20 protein-coding genes, 1 tRNA gene, 1 pseudogene and 1 riboswitch are annotated in these 25198 nt (G+C 63.9%); of the genes and pseudogenes, 11 read left to right on the top strand and 11 right to left on the bottom strand.

Annotated features, from left to right (window positions below; all coding sequences use genetic code 11):
- Positions 1 to 38: 38 nt before the first annotated feature.
- Positions 39 to 126: riboswitch (glycine riboswitch) on the bottom strand.
- Between the two features lie 125 nt (positions 127 to 251).
- Positions 252 to 563 carry a putative quinol monooxygenase gene (locus B7449_RS03705; RefSeq protein ID WP_039735578.1) on the top strand — a complete coding sequence of 104 codons (312 nt, stop codon included), beginning with the start codon at positions 252 to 254 and terminating at the stop codon, positions 561 to 563.
- Between the two features lie 142 nt (positions 564 to 705).
- Here B7449_RS03705 and speE read toward each other — a convergent pair whose 3' ends face one another.
- The 3 genes from speE to uvrA form a co-directional block, all read right to left on the bottom strand.
- Entirely contained in the window at positions 706 to 1566 is an 861-nt protein-coding gene (gene speE / locus B7449_RS03700) for a polyamine aminopropyltransferase (protein WP_039735464.1), read from the bottom strand.
- A 134-nt stretch (positions 1567 to 1700) separates the two neighbouring features.
- Positions 1701 to 2165: an adenosylmethionine decarboxylase gene (gene speD, locus B7449_RS03695; protein WP_025437442.1), complete on the bottom strand. Its 465-nt coding sequence runs from the start codon at positions 2163 to 2165 to the stop codon at positions 1701 to 1703.
- Positions 2166 to 2324: 159 nt separating this feature from the next.
- Positions 2325 to 5363, bottom strand: coding sequence for an excinuclease ABC subunit UvrA (uvrA, locus tag B7449_RS03690; protein WP_039735463.1), 3039 nt, complete (start codon positions 5361 to 5363; stop codon positions 2325 to 2327).
- A gap of 316 nt (positions 5364 to 5679) precedes the next feature.
- On the opposite strand from uvrA, the gene ssb reads away from it, so the two are divergent.
- From ssb to eda, 7 genes are all read left to right on the top strand, one after another.
- Positions 5680 to 6213: a single-stranded DNA-binding protein gene (gene ssb, locus B7449_RS03685; RefSeq protein ID WP_039735462.1), complete on the top strand. Its 534-nt coding sequence runs from the start codon at positions 5680 to 5682 to the stop codon at positions 6211 to 6213.
- A 161-nt stretch (positions 6214 to 6374) separates the two neighbouring features.
- Positions 6375 to 9173, top strand: coding sequence for a DNA gyrase subunit A (gene gyrA / locus B7449_RS03680; protein WP_039735461.1), 2799 nt, complete (start codon positions 6375 to 6377; stop codon positions 9171 to 9173).
- Complete coding sequence (gene coaD, locus B7449_RS03675; RefSeq protein WP_029329394.1) at positions 9166 to 9678, top strand: pantetheine-phosphate adenylyltransferase; 513 nt, start codon at positions 9166 to 9168, stop codon at positions 9676 to 9678. The genes gyrA and coaD overlap by 8 nt, the downstream gene beginning before the upstream one ends.
- Positions 9679 to 9741: 63 nt before the next feature.
- Positions 9742 to 10233: a peptidylprolyl isomerase gene (locus tag B7449_RS03670; RefSeq protein WP_010513973.1), complete on the top strand. Its 492-nt coding sequence runs from the start codon at positions 9742 to 9744 to the stop codon at positions 10231 to 10233.
- Between the two features lie 230 nt (positions 10234 to 10463).
- A tRNA-Lys gene (locus tag B7449_RS03665) sits at positions 10464 to 10539 on the top strand.
- Positions 10540 to 11009: 470 nt separating this feature from the next.
- Positions 11010 to 12848 (top strand): phosphogluconate dehydratase, encoded by a 1839-nt coding sequence (edd, locus tag B7449_RS03660; RefSeq protein WP_039735460.1) that lies wholly within the window; start codon positions 11010 to 11012, stop codon positions 12846 to 12848.
- 45 nt (positions 12849 to 12893) lie between these two features.
- Positions 12894 to 13508 (top strand): bifunctional 4-hydroxy-2-oxoglutarate aldolase/2-dehydro-3-deoxy-phosphogluconate aldolase, encoded by a 615-nt coding sequence (eda, locus tag B7449_RS03655; protein WP_039735457.1) that lies wholly within the window; start codon positions 12894 to 12896, stop codon positions 13506 to 13508.
- Positions 13509 to 13674: 166 nt separating this feature from the next.
- Here the strand turns inward: eda and alkB are convergent, their stop codons facing one another.
- Both alkB and B7449_RS03645 read right to left on the bottom strand, forming a co-directional pair.
- Positions 13675 to 14328 carry a DNA oxidative demethylase AlkB gene (gene alkB / locus B7449_RS03650; protein WP_039735576.1) on the bottom strand — a complete coding sequence of 218 codons (654 nt, stop codon included), beginning with the start codon at positions 14326 to 14328 and terminating at the stop codon, positions 13675 to 13677.
- Between the two features lie 76 nt (positions 14329 to 14404).
- Positions 14405 to 15166, bottom strand: a complete 762-nt coding sequence (locus B7449_RS03645) for a DUF2076 domain-containing protein (protein ID WP_039735456.1) — start codon at positions 15164 to 15166, stop codon at positions 14405 to 14407.
- A gap of 210 nt (positions 15167 to 15376) precedes the next feature.
- Here B7449_RS03645 and B7449_RS03640 point away from each other — a divergent pair, with 210 nt between their 5' ends.
- Positions 15377 to 16267 carry a glycine--tRNA ligase subunit alpha gene (locus tag B7449_RS03640; protein WP_010513984.1) on the top strand — a complete coding sequence of 297 codons (891 nt, stop codon included), beginning with the start codon at positions 15377 to 15379 and terminating at the stop codon, positions 16265 to 16267.
- 6 nt (positions 16268 to 16273) lie between these two features.
- Positions 16274 to 18334, top strand: coding sequence for a glycine--tRNA ligase subunit beta (glyS, locus tag B7449_RS03635; RefSeq protein WP_039735455.1), 2061 nt, complete (start codon positions 16274 to 16276; stop codon positions 18332 to 18334).
- Positions 18335 to 18456: 122 nt separating this feature from the next.
- Here glyS and B7449_RS03630 read toward each other — a convergent pair whose 3' ends face one another.
- The 6 genes from B7449_RS03630 to B7449_RS03605 all read right to left on the bottom strand — a co-directional run bounded on the left by B7449_RS03630 (position 18457) and on the right by B7449_RS03605 (position 24691).
- Positions 18457 to 18849 (bottom strand): DUF3293 domain-containing protein, encoded by a 393-nt coding sequence (locus B7449_RS03630; RefSeq protein ID WP_039735454.1) that lies wholly within the window; start codon positions 18847 to 18849, stop codon positions 18457 to 18459.
- A complete protein-coding gene (gene rodA, locus B7449_RS03625) occupies positions 18849 to 20003 on the bottom strand; it encodes a rod shape-determining protein RodA (RefSeq protein ID WP_039735453.1) in 1155 nt (384 codons plus the stop codon). The genes B7449_RS03630 and rodA overlap by 1 nt, the downstream gene beginning before the upstream one ends.
- Before the next feature lie 63 nt (positions 20004 to 20066).
- Positions 20067 to 21986: a penicillin-binding protein 2 gene (gene mrdA / locus B7449_RS03620; RefSeq protein ID WP_039735452.1), complete on the bottom strand. Its 1920-nt coding sequence runs from the start codon at positions 21984 to 21986 to the stop codon at positions 20067 to 20069.
- Positions 21987 to 22022: 36 nt separating this feature from the next.
- Positions 22023 to 22589: a hypothetical protein gene (locus tag B7449_RS03615; RefSeq protein WP_010515045.1), complete on the bottom strand. Its 567-nt coding sequence runs from the start codon at positions 22587 to 22589 to the stop codon at positions 22023 to 22025.
- Entirely contained in the window at positions 22586 to 23500 is a 915-nt protein-coding gene (mreC, locus tag B7449_RS03610; RefSeq protein ID WP_010515047.1) for a rod shape-determining protein MreC, read from the bottom strand. The genes B7449_RS03615 and mreC overlap by 4 nt, the downstream gene beginning before the upstream one ends.
- Positions 23501 to 23644: 144 nt before the next feature.
- Positions 23645 to 24691 carry a rod shape-determining protein gene (locus tag B7449_RS03605; RefSeq protein ID WP_010515049.1) on the bottom strand — a complete coding sequence of 349 codons (1047 nt, stop codon included), beginning with the start codon at positions 24689 to 24691 and terminating at the stop codon, positions 23645 to 23647.
- A 303-nt stretch (positions 24692 to 24994) separates the two neighbouring features.
- Between B7449_RS03605 and B7449_RS03600 the strand changes: the two are divergent.
- Positions 24995 to 25198, top strand: a pseudogene (locus B7449_RS03600) (hypothetical protein); the annotation flags it as partial.

The raw sequence follows: 25198 nt of genomic DNA, 5'->3' as shown, positions 1-25198 counted from the left end.
GCGGGCATCCGGGTTGCGGATACCTCTTTCCAGAAGTCTTGGCCGACCGGTCCTTTGGCCTGAGAGTTTCCGGGGCGGTTGCTCCTTCGGCGCTGGCGTGCAGCCAGTCTCTCCCGTGTCGACAAGCTGACTTGACATGACCGGATGCGCCAAGTCAATCCATGAAAACCATGCTGGCTTACCGGATGCCCGGAAGCACGTCCGGCACCCATTCCGTTGTGGAACGGCAGCTTAGACAAGGATTGATTCCCATGCCCTCACGCCCCCTTACCATCGTGGCCGAATTCCGCATTCCTGCTGAAAACCGCGCGCGTTTTCTGGAATTGTGCGCCTATGACAGCGAACGTTCGGTGGCCGATGAAGACGGCTGCCAGCGCTTCGAGGCCGTCAGTCCGCTGGACGACGCCCAGACGATCATCCTGGTTGAAGTGTACGATAACGAGGCCGCGTTCGAGACCCACCTCACCACGCCTCACTTCAAGGTGTTCGATGCAGGGGTAAAGGAACTGGGCGCCCAGTTGATCAGCCTGCGCAAGACCGTGCGCGTGGCCCCCGCGGCCTGATGACGGCAGACAGCAGAAAGGCCGGGGAACATGATGTTCCCCGGCCTTTTTTATACGACATCGGAAGCCTGCCCCGGCACACCCCGCACATGTCAGGGATGTGCCAGAAAGGGCTTTATGTTCCGGCCCGCCCGTCGCGGGGTCAGCGCGGCAGGTTCTGCGCGATATAGGGCGGCAGGGTAAAGGACGCGACGTGCATTTCCGGCGTCCAGTACCGCGTGCCCGCAATACCCGCCTTCTGCGCGCGCGCGCGGATCACATCGACCGGCTGCTGGCCCGGCACGCGGCCCTTGGCGGCGACACCCAGCGTCATGAACCCGCCGACATAGGTCGGAACGGCGGCGACATAGGCCGAAACATGGTCAAAGAACTGCGCACGCCGTGCGCTGGTGTCACGCAGTTCATCCGCCTGCATGAACGGCACGCCGCACTGGTTCACGATAATGCCGTTCGCCGTCAGGATGCGCGCGCAGTGTTTGTAGAACGAATCGGTAAACAGCACTTCGCCCACGCCAATCGGGTCGGTGCTGTCCACGATGATGACATCGAACGACCCATCCGCCGCGTTGGTCACGTATTCGATCCCGTCGCCCACGATCACGTCGGCACGCGGGTCGTTCCAGGCATTCCCCGCGATGGAGGGCAGGAATTCCTTCGACAGCGCGATCACATCCCCGTCGATTTCGACCATCACGGCCTTTTCCACGGTGCCATGTTCCAGCACGCGCCGCAGCACGCCGCCATCGCCCGCGCCAATGATCAGCACGCGCTTCGCATCGCCATGCTCCAGCAGGGGCACATGGGTCAGCATTTCCTGATAGACGAATTCATCGCGTTCCGTGATCTGGACCACGCCATCAAGCATCAGCACGCGACCGAGATCGACGTTCTCGAACACGGCGATATCCTGAAACGCGCTTTTCTTGCGCGCCAGCATCCGGTCCACACGCAGTTCCTGCCGCCAGCCTTCGTACAGACCTTCGCTGATCCACTCACGGGACATTGCGATCCCCCTTTTCCGTCCTAATCAATGCACATGAAAAAGCGCGGGCCGGAAATCAATCCGGCCCGGCACTTCTGTTTTTTTTCGTGAAAGATGCCCCGGGGCATGAACCCGCACGCCCCGGCCACAGCCGGTTAAAGCTGCACGCGCCCGCGACGCTGTTCATCCACCTCGATACGACCGGCCTGGAACAGACGCTGCATGACGGGGATCGCAAGATGCGGATCACACGCCCCACACATGAAAATATCCACGGCGGCAAAGTTCCGCTCGGGCCATGTATGGATCGAGATATGGCTTTCCGCCAGCACGACCACACCCGACACGCCGCCATTGGGCGTGAAGTGGTGGAAGTGACTGTGCAGGATCGTCGCCCCGGCCGTTACTGCGGCTTCGCACAGGGTACGGTCGATCTGCTCGGGATCATCAAGATTCCGGGCGTCCCAAAGATCGACAAGAAGATGCGTTCCCGCAAACTTCATCCCGTCTTTTTCGACGAAGTAATCTTTCCGGTCGTCCTCGGACGAAAACGGCGCTGAAGAGATCTGGTTATCGCTCGGGTGTTCCGAGACCATCCCCAGTTGAGCAAGTGCGTTCATCACGTACCCCCAAACCAGTAGACAGCCTGTTGGGCAAGATTGCCCCCTTGGGCCAAGAGAGGCGCTGATAGGGCCTGCGGGCCTTGTGTTGCAAGTGTTTTTCGCAGCCTGCGAAAAGTTTTTTGCATGCCCTTCGGCCCCATCCGCGCAAAGTCGCGTCTATTTTGCCGCTTTCCGCTTCGCTTTCGCCGGTTTCCTACTGTTTTTGGAACTGTCCGGCCCTTTGGCCACTGTGGCTTTTTTGCCGCGTGCCCTGCCCTTGCCCGCAGGCTTTTCCGCCGGTTCGGGAACCGGCACCAGCGGCCTGTGTTCCAGCAGCGGACGCAGGAATCGGCCCGTATGGCTGTCGGGGCTGGCGGCCACCTGTTCAGGCGTGCCACAGGCCACGATCCGGCCACCACCGTCACCGCCTTCCGGCCCCATGTCGATCACCCAGTCGGCGGTCTTGATGACCTCCAGGTTGTGCTCGATCACCACGACGGTGTTGCCCTGGTCCACCAGCGCGTGCAGCACCTCCAGCAGCTTGCGCACGTCTTCGGTGTGCAGCCCGGTAGTGGGCTCATCAAGGATGTAAAGCGTGCGGCCCGTAGCCCGGCGCGCCAGTTCCTTGGACAGCTTCACGCGCTGCGCCTCGCCCCCCGACAGGGTGGTGGCCTGCTGGCCCAGGGCGACATAGCCCAGCCCCACCTTCTGCAATATGGCCAGCCGGTCGCGGATGCGCGGCACGGCGGAAAAATAGGGCAGCGCCTCATCCACCGACATGGCCAGCACGTCGGCAATCGACTTGCCCCGGAACTTCACGTCCAGCGTTTCGCGGTTGTAGCGGGCCCCCTTGCAGGTGTCGCAGGTCACGAACACGTCAGGCAGGAAGTGCATCTCGATCTTCAGCACACCGTCGCCCTGACACGCCTCGCACCGGCCGCCCTTGACGTTGAAGGAAAAGCGTCCGGGCTTGTACCCCCGCGCCTTGCTTTCAGGCAGTTCGGCAAACCAGTCGCGGATGGGGCCGAACAGGTCGGTATAGGTCGCCGGGTTGGAACGCGGCGTGCGACCGATGGGCGACTGGTCAATGTCGATGATCTTGTCAAGCTGGTCCAGCCCGTCAATCGCCGCATAGGGGGCCGGGTTCTGGCCCGATCCCATAAGCCTGCGTGACAGGGCCCTGTACAGCGTGTCGATCACCAGCGTGGACTTGCCGCCGCCCGATACCCCGGTCACACAGGTGAACGTGCCCAGCGGGAATCGGGCCGTCACATCCTTCAGGTTGTTGCCCGTCGCCCCACGCAGCACCAGTTCGCGCTTCGGGTCGATCTTCCGGCGTTTTTGCGGCACGGGAATGCATTTACGTCCCGACAGGTAGGCGCCCGTCAGGCTGTCGGGATTTTCGGCCACTTCCTGCGGCGTGCCCGCGGCCACGACCGTGCCGCCATTCACGCCCGCGCCCGGCCCCATGTCGATCAGCCAGTCGGCCGCGCGGATCGCATCCTCGTCATGCTCGACCACGATCAGGGTGTTGCCCAGCTTCTTCAGCCGGTCCAGCGTGCCCAGCAGGCGTTCATTGTCGCGCTGGTGCAGCCCGATGGAGGGTTCGTCAAGCACGTACAGCACGCCCGTCAGCCCCGACCCGATCTGGCTGGCCAGCCGGATGCGCTGGCTTTCGCCACCCGACAGCGTGGCCGACCCACGTGAAAGCGTCAGGTAATCCAGCCCCACATCATCAAGGAAACGCAGGCGGTCGAGGATTTCACGCAGGATGCGATGGGCGATTTCGGCACGCTGCGGCGTAAGCGTCGCCTCCACCGTGCCGAACCAGTCCAGCGCCCTGCGGATGGGCATGTCGGATGCCTGCGCAATGTTCAGCCCCGCCACCTTCACCGACAGCGCTTCAGGCCGCAGGCGCGCGCCATCGCACACATGGCACGGCTTTTCGGACTGGTAGCGCGACAGTTCCTCGCGCACCCACACGCTGTCGGTTTCCGCCATGCGGCGGCGCAGGTTCCTGACCACGCCCTCGAACGGCTTGGTCAGGCTGTAGGCGCGGCGGTCATCGCGGTAGGTGAACTCGATCGGGTCCTTTCCCCCTTCCAGGATCACGTCGCGCACGCCTTCGGGCAGGTCTTCCCACGGCGTGTCCATCGACACACCGTAATGCTTCGCGATGGCGGCCAGCGTCTGGGTGTAATACGGGCTCTGGCTGTTGCGCCACGGGGCGATGGCCCCATCCGCCAGCGAGAGCGATTCGTCCGGCACGATCAGGCGGGGATCGAAAAATGTTTCCTGCCCGATGCCATCGCACGCCGGGCACGCGCCCTGCGGCGCGTTGAAGGAAAACAGGCGGGGTTCCACCTCTTCCAGCGTAAAGCCGCTGACCGGACAGGCGAAGCGCGAGGAAAAGACCGTGCGCGGGGCGTCCTCGCCTTCCGGGGCGTTCTTCACCACCTCTTCCGCATAGACCAGCCCGTCGGACAGGCCGAGCGCTGTCTCGAAACTGTCTGCAAGGCGGCTTTCGATGCCTTCCTTGACCACGATGCGGTCCACCACCGCCTCGACCGTATGGCGCAGGCGGCGGTTGAGTTCGGGCACCTCGTCAATAGTATACAGCGTGCCGTCCACCTTCACGCGGGTGAAGCCCTTGCGCTGCAGTTCGGCCAGCTCCTTTTTGCATTCCCCCTTGCGGTCGCGCAGCACCGGGGCAAGCAGCATGAGGCGCGTGCCCTCGGGCATGGCCATGACGCGATCGACCATCTGGCTGATCGTCTGCGCCTCGATCGGCAGGCCGGTGGCGGGGGAATACGGCACGCCCGCGCGCGCCCACAGCAGGCGCATGTAATCATGCACCTCGGTCACGGTGCCGACGGTGGAGCGGGGATTCTTCGATGTCGTCTTCTGTTCGATGGAAATCGCAGGCGACAGCCCCTCGATCGAATCGACGTCGGGCTTTCCCATCAGTTCCAGGAACTGCCGCGCATAGGCCGACAGGCTTTCCACATACCGCCGCTGCCCTTCGGCATAGATGGTGTCAAACGCCAGCGACGACTTGCCCGACCCCGACAGGCCGGTCATGACCGTCAGCGCGTCGCGCGGTATGTCGATATCGACATTTTTCAGGTTATGTGCCCGTGCCCCGCGCACACGGATGGATTGCGGGCTGACATGCTGTGCCGCCGGAACCTGTTCCGGACGCGAAGAAACGCTCATGAACTCTCCCTGTTCCGTTCCCGTGCGGGAAAGCGGATACCGGCCGCCATTTCGGGCCACACCATATCTGGTCCTGACGGTCCATTCCGACAAGGGCCACACCATGGCGACCCGGACAACGCGGCGCGCATCCGCCCCATCTGGCGACCTGCCCCGGAGTTGATGGCGACATCGTGCGCACACTCGCATTTTGCGCGGCCATCCGGTAAGATCGCCGCATCTATTGCGCCACTGTCGCCTTACGGCGATGTGTGGCCGCAGCCGGTGGCGGTTCAGCCTCTGCCGGTCCCATACTCGAACTGCAGCAGGACAGCATATGGCGGGCAGCGTCAACAAGGTCATTCTGGTGGGCAATCTGGGCAAGGACCCCGAAGTCCGCACCAGCCAGAGCGGGGCGAAGATCGTCTCGCTGACATTGGCCACAAGCGATACATGGAATGACCGCGCGTCGGGCGAACGGCGCGAACGCACGGAATGGCACCGTGTCGTCATCTTCAACGAACGCATTGGCGACGTGGCCGAACGTTTCCTGCGCAAGGGCCGCAAGGTCTATCTGGAAGGTTCGCTGCAGACCCGCAAATGGACGGACCAGAGCGGCCAGGACCGGTACACGACCGAAGTGGTGGTGGACCGCTTCCGTGGCGACCTCGTGCTGCTGGACAGCAACCGTGGCGGTGACGCCGGTGGTGGCGACGACATGGGCGGTGGTTATGGCGGTGGCGGCTACAGCGCGCCCGCGCGCCAGCAGCCCCAGCGCACCGAACGCCCCGCCACGGGCGGCGGTGGCAGCGGCGGCGGCTGGGATGCGCCCGCCGGCGGCAGCGACCTGGATGACGAAATCCCGTTCTAGCGCTGTCCCGTCCCCCGCGTGGCGCTTCGCTGCGGGGGATGGTCCATGCTATATATCACGCAGGGACATGATGGCCGCGACCTGCGCCATGCCTGCCTTCCGTTCCACCCGCGTGCCTGCACGGCCACGGGGGTGGATAACCCTGACATGACGGAACTGCCTTGACCGAGATACCCGACGATCCCCTGCCCCCGTCCGACATGCTGCCGGTCACGATCGAGGAGGAAATGCGCTCCTCCTACCTGGCATACGCGATGTCCGTCATTGTCAGCCGCGCCCTGCCGGACGTGCGCGACGGGCTGAAGCCGGTGCATCGCCGCATCCTGTATTCCATGCGCGAAAGCGGGTTCACCCACGACAAGCCCTATCGCAAATCGGCCCGCGCGGTCGGTGACGTGATGGGTAAATACCACCCGCATGGCGACTCCTCCATCTATGACGCCATGGTGCGCATGGCGCAGTCGTGGTCGATGCGGGTGAAACTGATCGACGGGCAGGGCAATTTCGGGTCGGTGGACGGGGATTCGCCCGCCGCCATGCGATATACCGAAGCGCGCCTGGCCAAGGCCGCGTCCTTCCTGCTGGATGACATCGACCGCGATACCGTCGATTTCCAGCCCAACTATGACGAAAGCGAGCAGGAACCCCAGATCCTGCCTGCCGCCTTCCCCAACCTGCTGGTCAATGGCGCGTCCGGCATCGCGGTGGGCATGGCGACCAACATCCCGCCGCACAACCCCGGCGAGATCATTGACGCGACCCTGGCCCTGATCGAACGCCCGGACATGACGCTGGATGACCTGCTGGACTACGTGCCGGGGCCGGATTTCCCCACTGGCGGCACCATTCTGGGCCGCGCGGGCATCCGCAGCGCGTTCGAGACGGGTCGCGGGTCGGTCATCATCCGTGCCAGGGCCGGGATCGAGGAAATCCGCAAGGACCGCCGCGCCATCATCGTGACCGAAATCCCCTATCAGGTGAACAAGGCCACGCTGCAGGAACGCATTGCCGACCTGGTGCGCACCAAGCAGGTCGAGGGCATTTCCGACATCCGTGACGAAAGCGACCGTTCGGGCATGCGCATCGTCATCGAGATCAAGCGCGAGGCGACGCCGGAGGTGGTGCTGAACCAGCTCTACCGCTTCACGCAGCTCCAGACCTCGTTCGGCGTGAACATGCTGGCCCTTGATGGTGGCCAGCCGCGCCTGATGGGGCTGAAGGACGTGCTGGAAGCGTTCATCCGCTTCCGCGAGGACGTGATCCTGCGCCGCGCACGCTTTGACCTGAACAAGGCGCGTGACCGGGGCCACCTGCTGGTCGGCCTTGTGATTGCCGTGGCCAATATCGATGCGGTGATCGCGCTGATCCGCGCCGCCCCCGACACGGCGGCCGCGCGCGCGGCACTCATGGCGCGCGCATGGGACGCGGCCGATGTCGCCCCGCTGCTGGAACTGATCCATGACGAGGGCAATGTCATCATTGATGGCAGGGTCCACCTGACGGAAGCGCAGGCGCGCGGCATCCTTGAACTGCGCCTGCAGCGCCTGACCGGGCTGGAACGCGACAAGATCCAGCAGGAACTGTCCGAAGTGGCGGTCAGGATCAACGACCTGCTGGACATCATCGCCAGCCGCCCGCGCCGCATGGAGGTCATGCGCAATGAACTGACCACCATCCGCGCCGAACTGGCCACCCCGCGCGCCACCGACATTGCCGATTACGCCGGCGACCAGACCGATGAAAGCCTGATCGAGCCGGGACAGATGGTGGTCACCATCACGCGCGAAGGCTTCATCAAGCGCACGCCGCTGGACGTATTCCGCGCGCAGAACCGTGGCGGCCGTGGCCGGACGGCCGCGGGACGGCGGGGTGACGACATCATCGTGCGGTCGTTCAACGCGCATACGCACCAGTGGGTGCTGTTCTTCTCCTCCGGCGGCAAGGCGTACCGCGAAAAGGTCTGGCGTCTGCCCGAAGCCAGCCCCACCGCCAAGGGGCGCGCGCTGGTCAACCTGCTGCCCGACCTTGGCAGCGACACGATCACCGCCGTCCTGCCGCTGCCGCAGGACGAGGATCTGTGGGAAAACCTGCATCTTGTCTTCGCCACGGCATCGGGCAGCGTACGCCGCAACCGGCTGAGCGATTTCCGCAACATCCGCTCGTCGGGCCTGATCGCCATGAAGCTGGATGAGGATGACCGCCTGATCGGCGTCGCTACATGCCGCGAGGGACAGGACGTGTTCCTTGGCACCCGCAACGCGCGCTGCATCCGCTTCCAGATTACCGATGACACGCTGCGCGTCTTTGCCGGTCGCGGCAGTTCGGGCGTGCGGGGCATCAGGCTGGCCGAAGGCGACAGCGTGAACAGCCTGTGCGTGCTCAACCATGTCGAGGCCACGGTGGAAGAACGCGCCGCCTACCTGCGCATGGCCAATGCCCGCCGCCGCGCCGAAGCCGCGCAGGACGGCGAGGACGCGGAGGAAATCACGGCAGCCGATGATGGCGACACCCCGACCGACGACCTGCCACTGACCCCCGAACGCTTTGCCGAGCTTGAAGCGGCTGAGGAAGTGCTGCTGATCGTCAGCAACGCGGGTTATGGCCGCCGGTCCTCGGCCTATGACTACCGTGTCAGCGGGCGTGGGGGGCAGGGCATCAACAACATGACCTTCTCCGCCAACAAGCGCGGCAACGCCGTCGTGGCGACGCTGCCAGTGCTGGCGGACACGGACATCATGCTGGTGACCGATGCGGGCCGCCTGATCCGCCTGCCCATCAATCAGGTGCGCATCATGTCGCGACAGGCCAGTGGCGTGACCCTGTTCCGCCTGAACGATACGGAAGAAGTCACCAGTGTCTTCCCGGTCATGGATGACGGGGATGAAGGCGAGGATGCGGAGGACGGCGACGCCACCGCAACCGACGCCACGCATGGCAGCGACGCAGGCCATGATGACTGAGGCCACAACCCTGCGCACGGGGTTCTACCCCGGCACGTTCGATCCCGTGACCAGTGGCCACATGGATATTATCGAACGTGCGGCGGGGCTGGTGGACCGGCTGGTGATCGGGGTTGCGGAGAACCGCGACAAGCACCCTCTCCTCCCGCTGGAAGAACGGCTTGTATGTCTGCGCACCGATATTGAACCGCTGAATGCCGGGCGCGCCATTCCCATTACCGTGGTCGGCTTTACCGGGCTGGTGGTACATGCGGCCCGTACGCATGGGGCGCATGCAATCATTCGCGGGCTGCGGGCGGTTGCAGATTTTGAATACGAGAACCAGATGTTTGGTATGAACCAGCATATGGCACCGGACATTGATGCGCTGTTCCTGATGGCGCGGGAGGGGCACCAGTACATCTCCTCCCGGCTGGTCAAGGAAATCGCCCGGCTGGATGGGGACATTTCCGGTTTTGTCCCCCCCTTTACCCGCAGGCACATCCTGAGCCGCCTGCGTGGCTGATGGACCGGGGCCGCATGGATCGGTCCCGTTCTTCCCACCCTTTACTTTACGAAACGGATCACAATGTCTGCTACCGAAAACAAGTCCGACCTGATCAACATGGATCTCAAGACAGGACGGGTGGTGATCCGCCTGCGTCCCGATATTGCCCCGCTCGCGGCCGAGCGTATCCGCACGCTGGCGGCGGAAGGGTTTTACGACAATACCCCCTTCCACCGCGTGATCCACGGCTTCATGGCGCAGGGCGGTGATCCGACGGGCACCGGCACGTCGGGCAGCAAGCTGCCGGACCTGAAGGCCGAATTCACCAACAAGGCCAAGTTCGAACGCGGCACGGTCGGCATGGCGCGCACCATGAACCCCGACAGCGCGAACAGCCAGTTCTTCATCATGTTCGAACCTTCCCCGCACCTTGATGGCCAGTACACCATCGTGGGCCAGGTGATCGAAGGCATGGACCACATCGACCAGATCAAGCGCGGCGCGGGCCAGAGCGGCATGGTTCAGGAACCCGACCGCATCATCAAGATGCGCCCGGCCGACGCCGAAGCCTGATCGGCCCTCATGACCGGACAGACGCCCCTTCGGCGGCCTGCCCGGTCAATCAACGGCCTGCAACCGGCTGCCTGCCTTTACAAAGGCAGGCAGTCGGCACGACGGCGTGTTTTGCTGGCCTGATCGGGCCATGCACAGGTTGACACCCCCGCCGGGGATGTTTAGAGACCTGCCCAAGGCGTCACATCACGGGTTTTTCCCTGTTGCTGACCCCTTCATACAGGTGATGTGAGCCGGTAGCTCAGTCGGTAGAGCATTCGACTTTTAATCGAATGGTCGTGGGTTCGAACCCCACCCGGCTCACCATTCCCTGCCCCTTTTTTCATACAATGCTGCCATTCCCCCTGTGGGGTCATGCCTTCTGTCCGGGCGTCGGGTGCCGGGACGGGTGCGTTCGCGCGCGGGTGTGCGAACCGGGGGCATCCCCATTCCAACTTATTGAAATAAAATAGTTTGTGCCCCGCCTGTGTGATGGATGCCATGGGGAAACCGCAGCCTGAATCCAGCCTGCCATAAGGGATAACGGGAACCTGCAATCCATGCAGCAGGTTTATGAATGTTCGATTTAATAATTAAGTTATCTATTTGTGATTAATTTTATAATTTTATGTCTTGCACTAGGTCTATTTTTTCAAATAAATGACCCTTTGCCATGCGGTTACAGGATATTCGCACATTCCGGCCGCTTTTAAACCCGCTATCGTTGCCGGTGCAATGGATGGCGAACGCGCCCGCCCCGCATGTATGGGCAGGCTTACCAATGTCTGTGAGAGTCCATGACCCTGCATCCCGTCCTGACCGCCGTGACCGAACGGGTCATTTCCCGTTCGGCCCGCACCCGCAAGGCGTATCTGGAACTGATCGCGCGTGAGCGTGAAAACGGCATCAGCCGCCCCCGTCTGGCCTGCGGCAACCTGGCCCATGCCATCGCGGCATCCGGGGATGACAAGGCGGGCCTGCGCTCGGCACGCGGCATGAATATCGGGATCATCACGTCCTACAACGACATGCTGTCCGCCCATCAGCCCTATGGCCGATACCCGGATCAGATCAAGCTGTTCGCGCGCGAAGCGGGCGGCACGGCACAGGTGGCAGGGGCAACGCCCGCCATGTGCGACGGCGTGACGCAGGGTCAGCCGGGCATGGAAATTTCCCTGTTCAGCCGGGACGTGATCGCCATGTCCACGGCGGTGGGGCTGAGCCACGGCATGTACGAAGGGGTCGCGATGCTGGGCATCTGCGACAAGATCGTGCCCGGCCTGCTGATCGGCGCCCTGCGCTTTGGCCACCTGCCCGCCATCCTGATCCCGTCTGGCCCGATGCCCTCAGGCCTGCCCAATAGCGAGAAGCAGCGCATCCGCCAGCTTTATGCCGAAGGCAAGGTGGGCAAGGACCGCCTGATGGATGCGGAATCCGATTCCTACCATGCGGCGGGCACCTGCACCTTCTATGGCACGGCCAACACCAACCAGATGCTGATGGAAGTGATGGGGCTGCACCTGCCCGGCTCCTCTTTCGTGCCGCCCAATACAAAGCTGCGGCAGGAACTGACACGCGCCGCCATTCACCGGCTGAGCGAGATCGGCGCGCGCGGCGATGATTACCGTCCGCTGGGCCTGTGCGTGGATGAACGCGCCATCGTCAACGCCGCCGTGGGCCTGCTGGCCACGGGCGGCTCCACCAACCTGGCCATCCACCTGCCCGCCATGGCGCGGGCGGCGGGGATCGTGATCGACTGGAACGACCTGGACCAGCTGTCCTCCATCGTGCCGCAGTTGACCCGTGTCTATCCCAACGGGTCCGAGGACGTGAACGCCTTCCACGCGGTGGGCGGCATGCCCAGCCTGATCGGCTCGCTGCTGGATGCGGGGCTGCTGCATCCCGACATCATGACCGTGGCGCGTGGCGGCTTTGCCGAATACCGCAAAAAGCCCTGCATGCATGATGACGCGCTGGCATGGGAGGACGCCGGCCCGTCCACCGATGACACCATCCTGCGCCCGCCCGCCAACCCCTTCCGTGCCGATGGCGGCATGAAGGTGATGGAGGGCAACCTGGGACGCGGCATTTACAAGACCAGTTCCGTCGCCCCCGAACGCTGGACGATCGAGGCCCCGGCCGCCGTGTTCGACCATCAGGAAGACGTGCTGAAAGCCTTCCGAGATGGCAAGCTGGACCGTGACGTAGTGGTTGTCGTGCGCTTTCAGGGGCCGGCCGCCAATGGCATGCCCGAACTGCACAAGCTGACGCCCACGCTGGCAGTGCTGCAGGACCGGGGGCACAAGGTGGCCCTGGTGACCGACGGTCGCATGTCGGGCGCCAGCGGCAAGGTGCCCGCCGCCATCCATATCGGCCCCGAAGCCTATGTCGGCGGGCCGCTGTCGCTGCTGCGCGATGGGGATGTCGTGCGTGTATGCGCCCGGACGGGCAGCGTCGAGACGCTGGTTTCAGCCACCGAACTGGCGAACCGTACCCCTTCCCGCCCGCCCGCGCCGCAGTTCGGCACGGGGCGCGAGCTGTTCGCGCTCATGCGCGGGAACGTGGACATGCCCGAACAGGGGGCATCGGCCATCCTTGCCTCCATGGACCACATGGCGGCACACGAAGACGCCTGACCCCGGCGCATGCGCCACGAACCGTTGTAAAAAAGGAAGGCTGACATGGCCCGCATTGAAGACATCATGACCCTTGCTCCGGTTATCCCGGTGCTGGTCATTCACGATCCCGCCCATGCCCGCCCGGTAGCCGAAGCCCTTGTGGCCGGTGGCCTGCGCGCGCTGGAAGTCACCCTGCGCACCGAATGCGCGCTGGAGGTCATTGCCGAAATGTCCAAAGTGGAAGGCGCCGTGGTCGGCGCTGGCACCGTGCTGAACGGCGATGACCTGAAAAGTTCGGTTGACGCGGGCGCGCGCTTTATCGTCAGCCCCGGCCTGACCGCCAATGTGGCCCATGCCGCGAATGCGTGCGAGGTGCCGCTGCTGCCCGGCACGGCCAATGCCAGTGACATCATGCGCGGGCTGGATCTCGGTCTGACGCATTTCAAGTTCTTCCCGGCCACCGCCGCGGGCGGCATTCCGGCGCTGAAGGCCCTGTCCGCCCCGTTCGGTCAGGCACGTTTCTGCCCCACCGGCGGCATCAAGGCCGATACGGCGGCAGACTGGCTGGGCCTGCCGTCCGTCCTGTGCGTGGGCGGGTCATGGCTGGTGCCCGCAGGCACGCCGGATGTCGCGGCCATTACGGCCCGCGCGAAGCAGGCTGCATCCCTCAGGGCCTGACGCCCCCATATACCCGGTGGGCCAGCCTCGCCGGGACTGCAGGCAGATGATGAAAGTTTTTGGTGAAGCTTTTTGCAGGAAGCTTCAAAAGAATGCCGCCTTTGTGAAACAGAGGCGGCACCCAAAGACTTTCATGCCCGCTCAATATTCAACACTGGATTGCCGGTTACCCTACCCGCCGGAATGTCAGGTTGTACCGGCACGGTCCCGTCACGGCATGATCGCCAGCCCGCAGGATGGCCACACCGTGGAAGACAAGCCGCGACGGCCCGCCCCACACCACCACATCCCCATGCCGTAGCGGCACACGACGCAGCGGGTCCGACCGTCGCTGCCCACCCCACTGGAATATTGCAGGCAGGCCAAAGGAAACCGACACCACCGGCGCGTCCAGCCGCTCGTCCCGGTCCTGATGCAGCCCCATGCGGGCACCAGGACGGTAGCCGTTGATCAGACAGACATCGGGCACGAATCCTTCATACCCCGCCTGTCGCGCCGCTTCGGTGGCGAAATCCCGCCAGGCCTCCGGCATGGCGGGCCATGGCCTGCCGGTTTCCGGATCCCGGGCGACATAACGATAGCCGCGCGCGTCACTCCACCACCCGCCTGCCCCGCATGCAGTCATGGCCACCGACATCCGTCCCCCGCCGGGTGTCGCCATGCGGCGGAATGGCATGGCCCGCGCAATGGCCCTGATCCCGGCGATCATGTCGGCCGCGTGGCCCACGGCATGGCCACGCAGTATATACGCCCCCGTATCCAGCACGTCCGGCAACTGCGCGCGTGCAGGCGGGTCGAGCATGAATTCGTGCTGCGTCATGGCGCCATCCCTTCCCCCAAATGAAAAAGGGGCACCCATGACGGGCGCCCCTTTCCCTGACAGGCCACGGGACCGATCAGAAGCTGTTATCGTCGCCCGCGTCGAAACCGCCGCCGTCGAAGCCACCGCCATCGTCACCACCACCGGCGTCAAAGCCGGAATCGGCGCTGGCGCCACCACCGGCGAATGGATCGGCGCCAGCGGCGGGTGCTGCGCTGTCACCGTAGTAGTTGTTGATCGTCTCGCTTCCCGGCTGCGGCATGCCACTGGCGAATCCACCCGCGTCATGATGCCCGCTGAACAGGCCCGTCAGCGCGTTGCCCATCATCATGCCACCAGCGACACCCGCCGCCGTGGTCAGGGCCGAGCCAAGGAACCCCGAACCGCGCGCGGGGAACATGCCCGGCTGCATGCCCGGCGGATAGACCGGCTGCGGCGGCGGAGCGGACGGTGCGGCCCCACCCCAGCCCGGCGGGGGCGCGGCCTGCGCGCGCTGCTGACCACCACCGAACATGCCGCTGAGGAACCCGCCACCCGACGCTGCCGGACGGGACTGCTGCTGCTGAAGCTGCTGGATCTGCTGCTGCGCCTGCTGCACCTGCCACTGAAGCTGGCGAATCTGGTTCTGCGCTTCCGCCAGGGCCGCTTCCTGCACCACGGCGGTCTGGGTGATGCGGTAGCGGGCTTCAGGATATTTCTGGAACATCTCCCCGATATACTGGTCGGCCTGCGGGTCGATTGGCGGAAGGGCATTGGCCGTCTGCGGCACGCTGCCGGGGGCATTGCCCCCGACACGGGCAAAAAACTGTGTGATCAGTTGACGTTCCTGGTCATTCATCCTGTCTGTCCTGCCTTGGGCTGGGGATAGCGTTTCCCTGCCGATGTGGTTTGTCCGGGCGCAATAAGCAAGGGCGGATCGGGCCATGCATGGCCGATCCGGCCCCAGGGCACGCCCTACCTTCCGGTCGGGGCCGCATAACGGTATGCTGTCCGGCGATTTTGCGCCAGATGGTGCATACCTGTCCCCGTTTTGCGGAGCATCTTGTTCATGGACCCGGCCCCCGTGCCCCGATCACCCACATCCTCCCGCCCGCTGTCGTTTCAGGGGCTGATCCTGAAACTGCACCAGTTCTGGTCCGATCAGGGCTGCGCCATCCTCCAGCCCTATGACACGGAAGTGGGCGCGGGCACGCTGTCGCCGCACACCACGCTGCGCGCGCTGGGATCGAAGCCGTGGAAAGCGGCCTATGTCCAGCCCTGCCGCCGCCCGTCCGATGGCCGCTATGGCGAAAACCCGAATCGGCTGCAGCACTATTACCAGTATCAGGTACTGCTCAAGCCCACGCCGGAAGACAGCCAGAAGCTGTTGCTGGACAGCTACCGCGCCATCGGCATCGACCCGCTGGAACACGACATCCGCTTTGTCGAAGATGACTGGGAAAACCCCACCATCGGCGCATGGGGCCTTGGGTGGGAAGTCTGGTGCGACGGGATGGAGGTGACGCAGTTCACCTATTTCCAGCAGGTGGGCGGCATTCCCACCGTCATGCCCTCGACCGAACTGACCTACGGGCTGGAACGCCTGGCGATGTACGTGCAGGGAATCGAGAATGTCTATGACCTCGATTTCAACGGTCAGGGCCTGAAATATGGCGACGTGTTCCTGCGCGCGGAACAGGACTATTCCCGCCACAACTTCGAGGTGGCGGATGTGGAGATGCTGCACCGCCACTTCATTGATGCCGAGCGCGAATCCACCGCCCTTGCCGAAGCCGGCCTGGCCCAGCCCGCCTATGACCAGTGCCTGAAGGCCAGCCACCTGTTCAACCTGCTCGACGCACGCGGCGTGATCAGCGTCAGCGAGCGCGCATCCTATATCGGCCGCGTACGCACGCTGGCCAAACGCTGCTGCGAAGCGTGGCTGGCGGGCGAGGAATAAAAGAACATGCCCGAACTTCTTATCGAACTCTTTTCCGAGGAAATCCCCGCCCGCATGCAGGCGCGCGGGGCGCAGGACCTTGAACGCCTGGTATGCGAGGCACTTGCCCCGCTGAACCCGCGCGACGCCACGGCATTTGCAGGCCCGCGCCGCATCGCGCTGTCGCTGACGGTGGATGCCACGGTGCCCGGCGGCACGGTGAATGAACGCGGCCCGCGTGAAAGTGCCCCGGAAAAGGCACTGGCCGGCTTCATGCGCAAGCATGGGGTGGAACGTGACGCGCTGGTGGCCGAAAACGGCTTCTGGGTGCTGCACCGCGATATTCCCGCCATTCCCGCAGCACAGCAGATCGCCGCTGTCCTGCCCGGCCTGCTGCGCCGCTTTCCGTGGCCCAAATCCATGCGCTGGGGTGTTGGCAGCGCCTTTACATGGGTGCGTCCGCTGCGCCGGATCGTATGCATCCTTGATGGCGCGGTCGTGGACTTCACGCTGGCGGAAGGCGAGGATAACGGCCACGGCCTGAAGGCTGGCAACCTGACCGAAGGCCACCGCTTCACCGCCCCCGGCGCGTTTACGGTCGCCAGCACGAAGGAATGGCTGGATGGCCTGCGCGCCCACCAGGTCGAACCCGACGCTGCCACACGCCGCACCACCATTGCCGAGGGGGTGGCCAGCCTTGCGGCCGAGGAAGGGCTGAGCGTCGTGGCCGATCCCGGCCTGATTGACGAAGTGGCGGGACTGACCGAATGGCCGGTGCCGTTCCTTGGCCAGATCGACGACGAATTCATGACCCTGCCGCCCGAAGTGATGCAGGTGTCCATGCGCGTGAACCAGCGGTATTTCGCGCTGCGCAATGCCGATGGCTCGGCCGCGCCCCGCTTTGCCTTTGTCGCCAACCTGCTGCCCCGTGACGGCGGTGCGCTGACCATTGCGGGCAATGAACGCGTGCTGCGCGCCCGCTTTGCCGATGCCCGCCATTTCTGGGACCTTGACCGTGCCCGCACGCTGGAAAGCCGCGTGCCCGCGCTGGACAGGATCGTGTTCCATGCATCACTTGGCAGCCAGAGCGTGCGCGTGCAGCGCATTGTCCGCCTTGCCGGCCTGCTGGCCCCGCTGACGGGTGCGGATAAGGCACAGGCCGAACGCGCGGCCCTGCTGTGCAAGGCGGACCTGACCACCGGCATGGTGGGCGAATTCCCTGAACTTCAGGGCATCATGGGGGCCTATTACGCCCGACATGATGGCGAGCCGGATGCGGTGGCCAACGCCATTGGCGCGCATTACATGCCCCGTGGCCCGCATGATGACGTACCCCATGCCCCGGTTTCGGTCACGGTGGCGCTGGCGGACAAGATCGACATGCTGGTCGCCTTCTTCGCCGTGGGTGAAAAGCCGGGGGGGTCAGGCGATCCGTACGCCCTGCGTCGCGCAGCCCTTGGGGTTATCCGCATCATCCGCGAAAACGGGCTGCGGCTGGATCTGGCCAGGGTGTTCTGGGAAGCGGCACAGGGCCTGCCCGAAGCCCTGCGTCTTGCCCCCGACCTGGACGTGCTGCCGGAATTCGTGGCCGACCGCCTGCGCGTACAGTTGCGTGGCGAAGGCGCGCGGCATGACATTCTGGCCGCCGTATCGGTTGGCAATACGGATACGGACATCGTGCGCCTGCTGGCGCGTGCGAAGGCCATTGCCGACATGCTGGAGACCGAGGACGGGCGCAACATGCTGGCGGCGACCAAGCGCGCGGCCAACATCCTGCGTATCGAGGACCGCAAGGACGGCCCGCATGAAGGCACGCCCAACCCCGCGCTGTATACCCAGCCCGAAGAAAAGGCGCTGGCCGACCAGCTTCACAACACCATTCCTGTCGTCGGGCAGGCCATCACACAGGAACGCTACGAAGACGCAATGCGTGACGTGGCCGCCCTGCGTCCCGCCCTTGACCAGTTCTTTGACAAGGTCACGGTGAACGATACCGATCCCGCCGTGCGCGCCAACCGCCTGCGGCTTCTGTCGGAACTGCGCCGCATGACGGTGCTGATCGCCGATTTCAGCCAGATCGAAGGCTGAACAGACTGCTGATAAAAGTTTTTGGGTGCCGCCTTTTTTCAAAAAGGCGGCATTCTTTTGCAGCTTTTTGAAAAAAGCTTCACCAAAAAACTTCTGAAATATCCCGGTCCTGTCCGTAGGTCTCAGGCCAGATACACCAGCCGCGCAGGCCGCGCACCATGCAGCACGACCACCGCGTTCTGCCGGAACAGCCGTGCAAGACGCAACCCGCGCGCCAGCGGCACCTGCACCGCATATAATGGTTCGGACCACCGGCCCAGCCGCCCTTCCCCCAATGCGTGGGGCACATCGCGCAGGTACTGCGCCAGCGCATGCATCATCCGTCGGTTCCAGCCATCCGCATACAGCCTGCCACCGGGGTTGCATGCGCTCAGCAGCACGATATCCTCTTTTGGCGCCTGACCGCACCAGCGCGGCCTGTGCCCAATGCGAACGACCGGCAGGCCGGACACGTGGTAGGTACTCAGCCGATAGGCACGGTGCACGGCGGCTGTCGGGGGAAGGATGCCTGCCATCAGTCCTTCTTGTCCGCCGTTTCGCCAAAGGTGTCGTTCCGGTGCACCCAGGCGGACATGAGCAGCCCGAAACCGAACATGACCATGAGCATGGCCGACCCGCCATAAGAGATCAGCGGCAGCGGCACGCCACCCACCGGGATCGCCCCCATCACCATGGACAGGTTGACTGCGCAGTAGAGAAAGAAATTGACCGAAATGCCCAGCCCCAGCAGCCGCCCGAACTGGTTGCGGCTGCGCATGGAAATCAGCATGCCGCCAAAGACCAGCAGCAGCAGCATGCCGATAACGGTAACGCCGCCGACATAGCCCCATTCCTCGGCAATCATGGTGAAGATGAAGTCGGTCTGCTTTTCAGGCAGGAAGTTCAGCTGCCCCTGCGTGCCATGCAGGTACCCCTGCCCCCACATGCCCCCCGACCCCAGCGCAATCTTGGACTGGATGATATTGTAGCCCGCCCCCAGCGGATCGCTTTCAGGGTGCAGGAAGGTCGTGACCCGCGCCTTCTGGTAATCATGCAGGTGGCCATAGGCAATTTTGGCCAGAAACGGCATGGGCAGGATCAGCAGCGCGATCTGCCACAGCCGCATGCCGGCGGCGAAGAACATGCTGGCCCCCACCGTGCCGATAATGACGGCGGTGCCAAGGTTGGGTTCCTTGAGCACAAGGGCAACCGGCACAAGCACCATAAGGGCGGGTGGCACCAGCAGCAGCGGATTGCCCATGCGGCGGTAACTGATCTTGTGAAACCACGCCGCCAGCATCAAGACGAGGGCAATCTTCGCCAGTTCCGATGGCTGTACCTGCAGGCCACCCAGCATGAGCCATCGCTCCGCCCCCTTGCCCACGTGCCCCATGCGCAGCACGGCCACAAGCAGGATGAGGGAAAATATGTAAAGCGGCCACGCCATGCGTACCAGAATGGCCGGACTCATCAATGAAATGCCCAGCATCATGACCACGCCAAAACAGAAGCGGATGGACTGTGGCCCCGCGAACGGCCGCGACGTGCCGCCACCCGCGGAATAAAGCGCCCCATATCCCACGACCGCCAGCGCACAGATCAACAGCACATACAGCCAGTTGACCTGCCACAGCTTGGTCAGGATCTGGAAATTGGGTTCGGCACGCAGAAGGCGCTTCTGGAATTTCATTCCATTCTCCACATCTGGCACGGCAATGGCATGGCTGACCCCAAAGGGTGCCCGTGGGCGGGGTCAGTCCACCTCGGCCTGTGCCACTTCCTGTCCCGGTGGTTCACGGTGGTTGACCGGATCGCGGCGCAGGGTATCGGTCATGATATCACGCGCAAGGGGGGCAGCGACATCAGCGCCCGCATTGCCATGCTCGATCACCACCGCCGTGGCGTAACGCGGCGCGTCATACGGGGCATAGCAGATGAACAGCGCATGGGGGCGGTACTCCCATGGCAGGTTGGCGGAATTGAAGTGGCCGCTTTCACGCATTGCGCGCGAAACACGGCGCACCTGTGCCGACCCGGTCTTGCCCGCCATCTGCACGCCCGGAATATCCAGCCGGGCCTTGGGCGCCGTGCCCCCTTCCTCGTTCACCACCGCGTACATGCCCGCGCGGATGTCCTGAAAGAAATGGTCCGGCATATCCATGCCCGATGCATGGCCAAGATCGGCCAGCGCCGCCGTGCGTCCCGCAATGGACCGGATCAGGTGCGGCTGCACGTCCCGCCCCGTTGCAATGCGCGAGGCATAGGTCGCAAGCTGCAACGGCGTGACCTGCACGAATCCCTGCCCGATGCCACTGACAATGGTATCGCCACCATTCCAGTGGTGTCCATGCTTGCGCCGCCATGTCGGCGTGGGGATCAGGCCCTGACGCACATGGGGCAGTTCGATGTCCGGCAGTTTCGCACCCAGCCCGAACAGTTCGGACGTGGCCGCGATCGCATCCATTCCCGTCCGGCGGGCGACTTCGTAAAAGAAGACGTCGCAGGAATACTTGAGCCCCTGGCGCAGGTTGATCGACCCGTGCCCATAGCGCGACCAGCAGTGGAACCGCGTGCCGCCCACGTCAATGTAACCGGGGCAGCTGATCCGGTCGGACGGTGACAGCGTGCCCGCGCGCAGCGCCGCCATGGCCACGGCGGGCTTGAAGGTGGAACCGGGGGGATACAGCCCCGACACCGCCTTGTTGATCAGCGGGGTCTGGCTGTTGTTGGTCCATTCGATCCACTGGGCCTGGCTTACGCCACTGTCAAACAGGGAGGGATCAAAGGACGGGTTGCTGACCATGGCCAGCACCTCGCCATTCCGGCAGTCCATCACCACGGCGCTGGCCGACTGGTCGGCAATGCGGCCCAGCACCTGCTGCTGCAGGCCGCTGTCGATCGTCAGCGCGATCTCGTCACCCGCCAGCCCTTCATCACGGTCGAGTTCGGCCATGACGCGGCCAACGGCGTTGACCTCCATCTCGACGGAGCCAACCTGACCGCGCAGGCTGCTGTCCTGCGTCTGCTCGATCCCTGAACGGCCGACACGCATGCCCGGCAGCGCAAGCTCGGCATTATGCACGACGTCCTTTTCGGCGGGCGGGGCGACATATCCCACCACATGCGCCAGCAGCGGGCCAAAAGGATAGACGCGCGTGGTGCCCACGTCGATCAGCACGCCGGGCAGCGAGGGCATGTTCAGTTCCAGCCGCGCCATGTCATCCCATGACAGGAAGTCACGCAGCATGATCGGGATGAACCGCCGCTTGTGGCGCAATTCGTGTTCGATACGCGTCAGGTCACGCGGCTCCAGCGGCACAAGCTGGGCGAAGCGTTCCAGCGTGCCGGGAATATCGGTGGTTTCTTCCGCCAGCAGCAGCGCGCGCCAGTTGATGCGGTTGGACGCGACCGCAATGCCGAACCGGTCCGTAATCCGCCCGCGCGGCGGCGCGAAGAAGCGTTTGCTCAGGCGGTTGTTTTCCGCAAGCTTCGCATAATGACTGCCATTGAGAACCTGAAGCCCGTACAGACGTTCCCCCAATGCACCCAGCACCGCGCCCTGCGCTGCCATAAGCAGAAGGGCACGGCGGGTGAATACGCCACGGGAAGGATTCTTGCCTTCCTCGGGACGGGACATGAGCCGGTTGCCGGATTTCTTCTTACGAAACTTCATTCATTTATCCGGCGCGGGCGCACTATCGCATCCGCTTCAGGAAGGGTCCGCGTTATTGACGACAAAACGGTAGGTCCAGACAAACCCTGTATACAGGACAGGAAAACTGCCGATGGCCAGGACTGTCTCGAAAACAAAGGGCAGAAACTCCACAATATGCAATGCCAGTGCGGAACACAGCACCCATTGTAGCGCCGTAACGCCCACCATCACCACGCCAAACACAAACCAAAGTACAAAAAAATTGACCCGTGCCAGCGTATAGCGTCCCGACAGCGCAACCCCGTGCACGATCAGCATCATCAGCAGCATGACCCCGGCAGGCCCGAAGCTGAGGATATCCGCCCATATTCCCAGCACGAACACCGCAAGCGACGGCATGAAGGCGGGAACAAAGACCGACCACAGGAAAATGGTGGCCATGATGATGGCCGGCATCAGTTCCACCTGCCCCGGCAGGTTCAGCGGGGCCGACAGCACCAGCGTCACGAAAAACACGAACAGGCACGGTATGCTGCTGCGCACGCCGTTGTCGATCAGGTAACCCAGCCCCGAACGCGGGTGGATGCCAGGCCGGATGGGGGGCGGCGTGAAGTTTTTCATCCATGCAGTCCCTGATCAGGGTGAGACTGGAACTGTGACGGCAGGGACAGCGTGCGCCCCACGGACGGCAGCGGCACGCGCCCCGGCGCATCTGGCGGGGATACGCTGTCCTCATAATCGAATATCCGCAGGATATCGACATGGTCCAGCGCGGCGGCCGGCACCACAACCGGCTGTCCCGGACGCAGGTAATGCACGTGCCCCACCGGCAGGCCGGCGGGCAGGCTTTCGATTTCCCCGTTGGTCACGACACGCTCGCCCTCGATCGGGGCATTGTCCTGCGGATAGAAGATGATGCGCGGCAGGGCGGTATTGTCGCCCGCCATGATCGCCGCCGCGTGGCTGGATTCCAGCGTGACCGGCAGGCGGCTGGACGAATCGGTAATCAGCAGCACCCGCACCGACCGCTTGCCCACTTCGGTGACCCGGCCCACCAGCCCCGATCCGTCCAGTGCAATCCCGCCCTTGCGAACCGCGGTATCGGGATTGATCGCCAGCAGCACGGCGCGCGCGTACAGCCCGCTGGTATCACGCACCACGCGCCCGGTGACAAAGGCAGGCGCGTTATCGGGAATCCAGTGCAGGTTTGATTTCAGCGCGGCATTTTCATCCGCCAGCGCCGCCGCCACGTCATACCAGTGGCGCAGCGACACGTTTTCGGCGCGCAGGCGGATATTCTCGGCTTCAAGGTTGCGGATGTCCTGCAGGTTACCCGACAGCCAGCGCAGCTTCGCCTGCGGCCACGCCACCAGCCCATAGGCCGGAGCCAGCAGGTCCGCCGTCTGCATCCGCAGTTTTTCAATAAGCGGTCGATCCGCCTTGCCCAGCAGGATCACCCCGCAGGCCACAAGGATCAGCGCAGGCAGCACCAGCTTGCCAAGCGCCTGACGGAACTGGATGGAAACAGGCATCAGCCCACCCTTCCACGCGCAACGGTTACGTCACGCCTGCCGGGTCGTCCACTACTGCCTGATCGCCGGACCTGCATCGTCCTGCGTCTCCCCCATCAGCACGCTGCCCTCCATCCGCAGCAGGCAGCGCACCTGTCCCGTTCGTCAGTACATACTTGTCAGTACATTGCGCAGACGCTTCATTTCCTCCAGCGCGCGCCCCGTGCCCATCGCCACACAGGACAGCGCGTCCTCACCCACCGTAACCGGCAGGCCGGTTTCACGCCGCAGCACTTCGTCCAGACGGTACAGCAGCGCGCCACCACCCGTCAGGACAATGCCCTTGTCCACAATATCGGCAGCCAGTTCCGGTGGCGTATTTTCAAGCGCGGTGGTCACCGCGTCAAGAATCTGGCTGACCGGCTCGGCCAGGCTATCGGCAATCTGCGCCTGCGACACCACGACTTCACGCGGGACGCCGTTGATCAGGTCGCGCCCCTTGACCTCGCGCCACGGGCCCGGATCATCCGGGTCATCAGGCGGCATGGCGGAGCCGAGATGGATCTTGATCTGCTCGGCCGAGCTTTCACCAATCAACAGGTTATGGTTGCGCCGGATGTAGGAGATGATCGCCTCATCCATCTTGTCGCCCCCCACCCGCACGGACCGGGCGTACACGATGCCGCCGAGCGAGATCACGGCCACTTCCGTCGTGCCGCCGCCGATATCCACGATCATGCTGCCCGAAGGTTCGGTCACGGGCAGGCCCGCGCCGATGGCGGCAGCCATGGGTTCCTCGATCAGGAACACCTTGCGCGCGCCTGCGCTTTCAGCGCTTTCCTGAATCGCGCGGCGTTCCACCGCGGTCGAGCCGGAGGGCACGCACACGATGATGAGCGGGCTGGCGAACATGCGGCGGTTATGCACCTTGCGGATGAAATGCTTGATCATTTCTTCCGCAACTTCAAAATCCGCGATCACGCCATCACGCAGCGGGCGGATGGCCGTGATGTTGCCGGGGGTACGGCCAACCATCTGCTTGGCTTCCTCACCGACTGCAAGAACCTGCTTCTTGCCCCGTACCTCTGCCAGCGCGACGACCGACGGTTCATTCAGGACGATACCCCGCCCCTTGACGTAAACCAGCGTATTCGCCGTGCCGAGGTCGATCGCCATGTCAGCGGAAAGCAGACCCAGTACACGAGCAAACATCCAGAACTCCCGACAACAACACCAGACAGGACTGTCCCACATCCCGACCGGCAATGCATGCCCTCACGGCATACCTGCGTAACGTCGAAAACCGTCTGGATCAGGTTGAGGGATTACCGGCGCAGACAGGGAGGGGCAAGAGGCCAGACAATTTTAATTTGTTAAAATCTTCACACTTTGGACGATTGTTACAAAATGCCCCGCTTTCGTCATGGCCAAACCACATGGGCCATACCATTTTGTAGCCTCAGGCGGCAGGGATGTCATTGTGCCATCCATGTCCGCAATACCGGAAAGACGTACATGAAAATTACATTTCCCCGCATGACCATCCGCCCGACGGCGCTCCTTGCCGCGGGGCTGTGCCTTGGTCTTGGCGCGTGCGAGGACACCCGTGACCCCGGCCAGCGCGCCATTGGCGGCGGCCTGCTGGGCGCAGGCGGTGGCGCGCTGATCGGTGGCCTGGCCGGTGGCGGGCGCGGGGCCGCCATCGGCGCGCTGGCGGGT

It is taken from the genome of Komagataeibacter intermedius TF2 (genome assembly GCF_000964425.1).
Taxonomy (GTDB): domain Bacteria; phylum Pseudomonadota; class Alphaproteobacteria; order Acetobacterales; family Acetobacteraceae; genus Komagataeibacter; species Komagataeibacter intermedius.
Note: the sequence above shows the minus strand (reverse complement) of the source record. Positions and strands in the feature narration are given on the sequence as shown.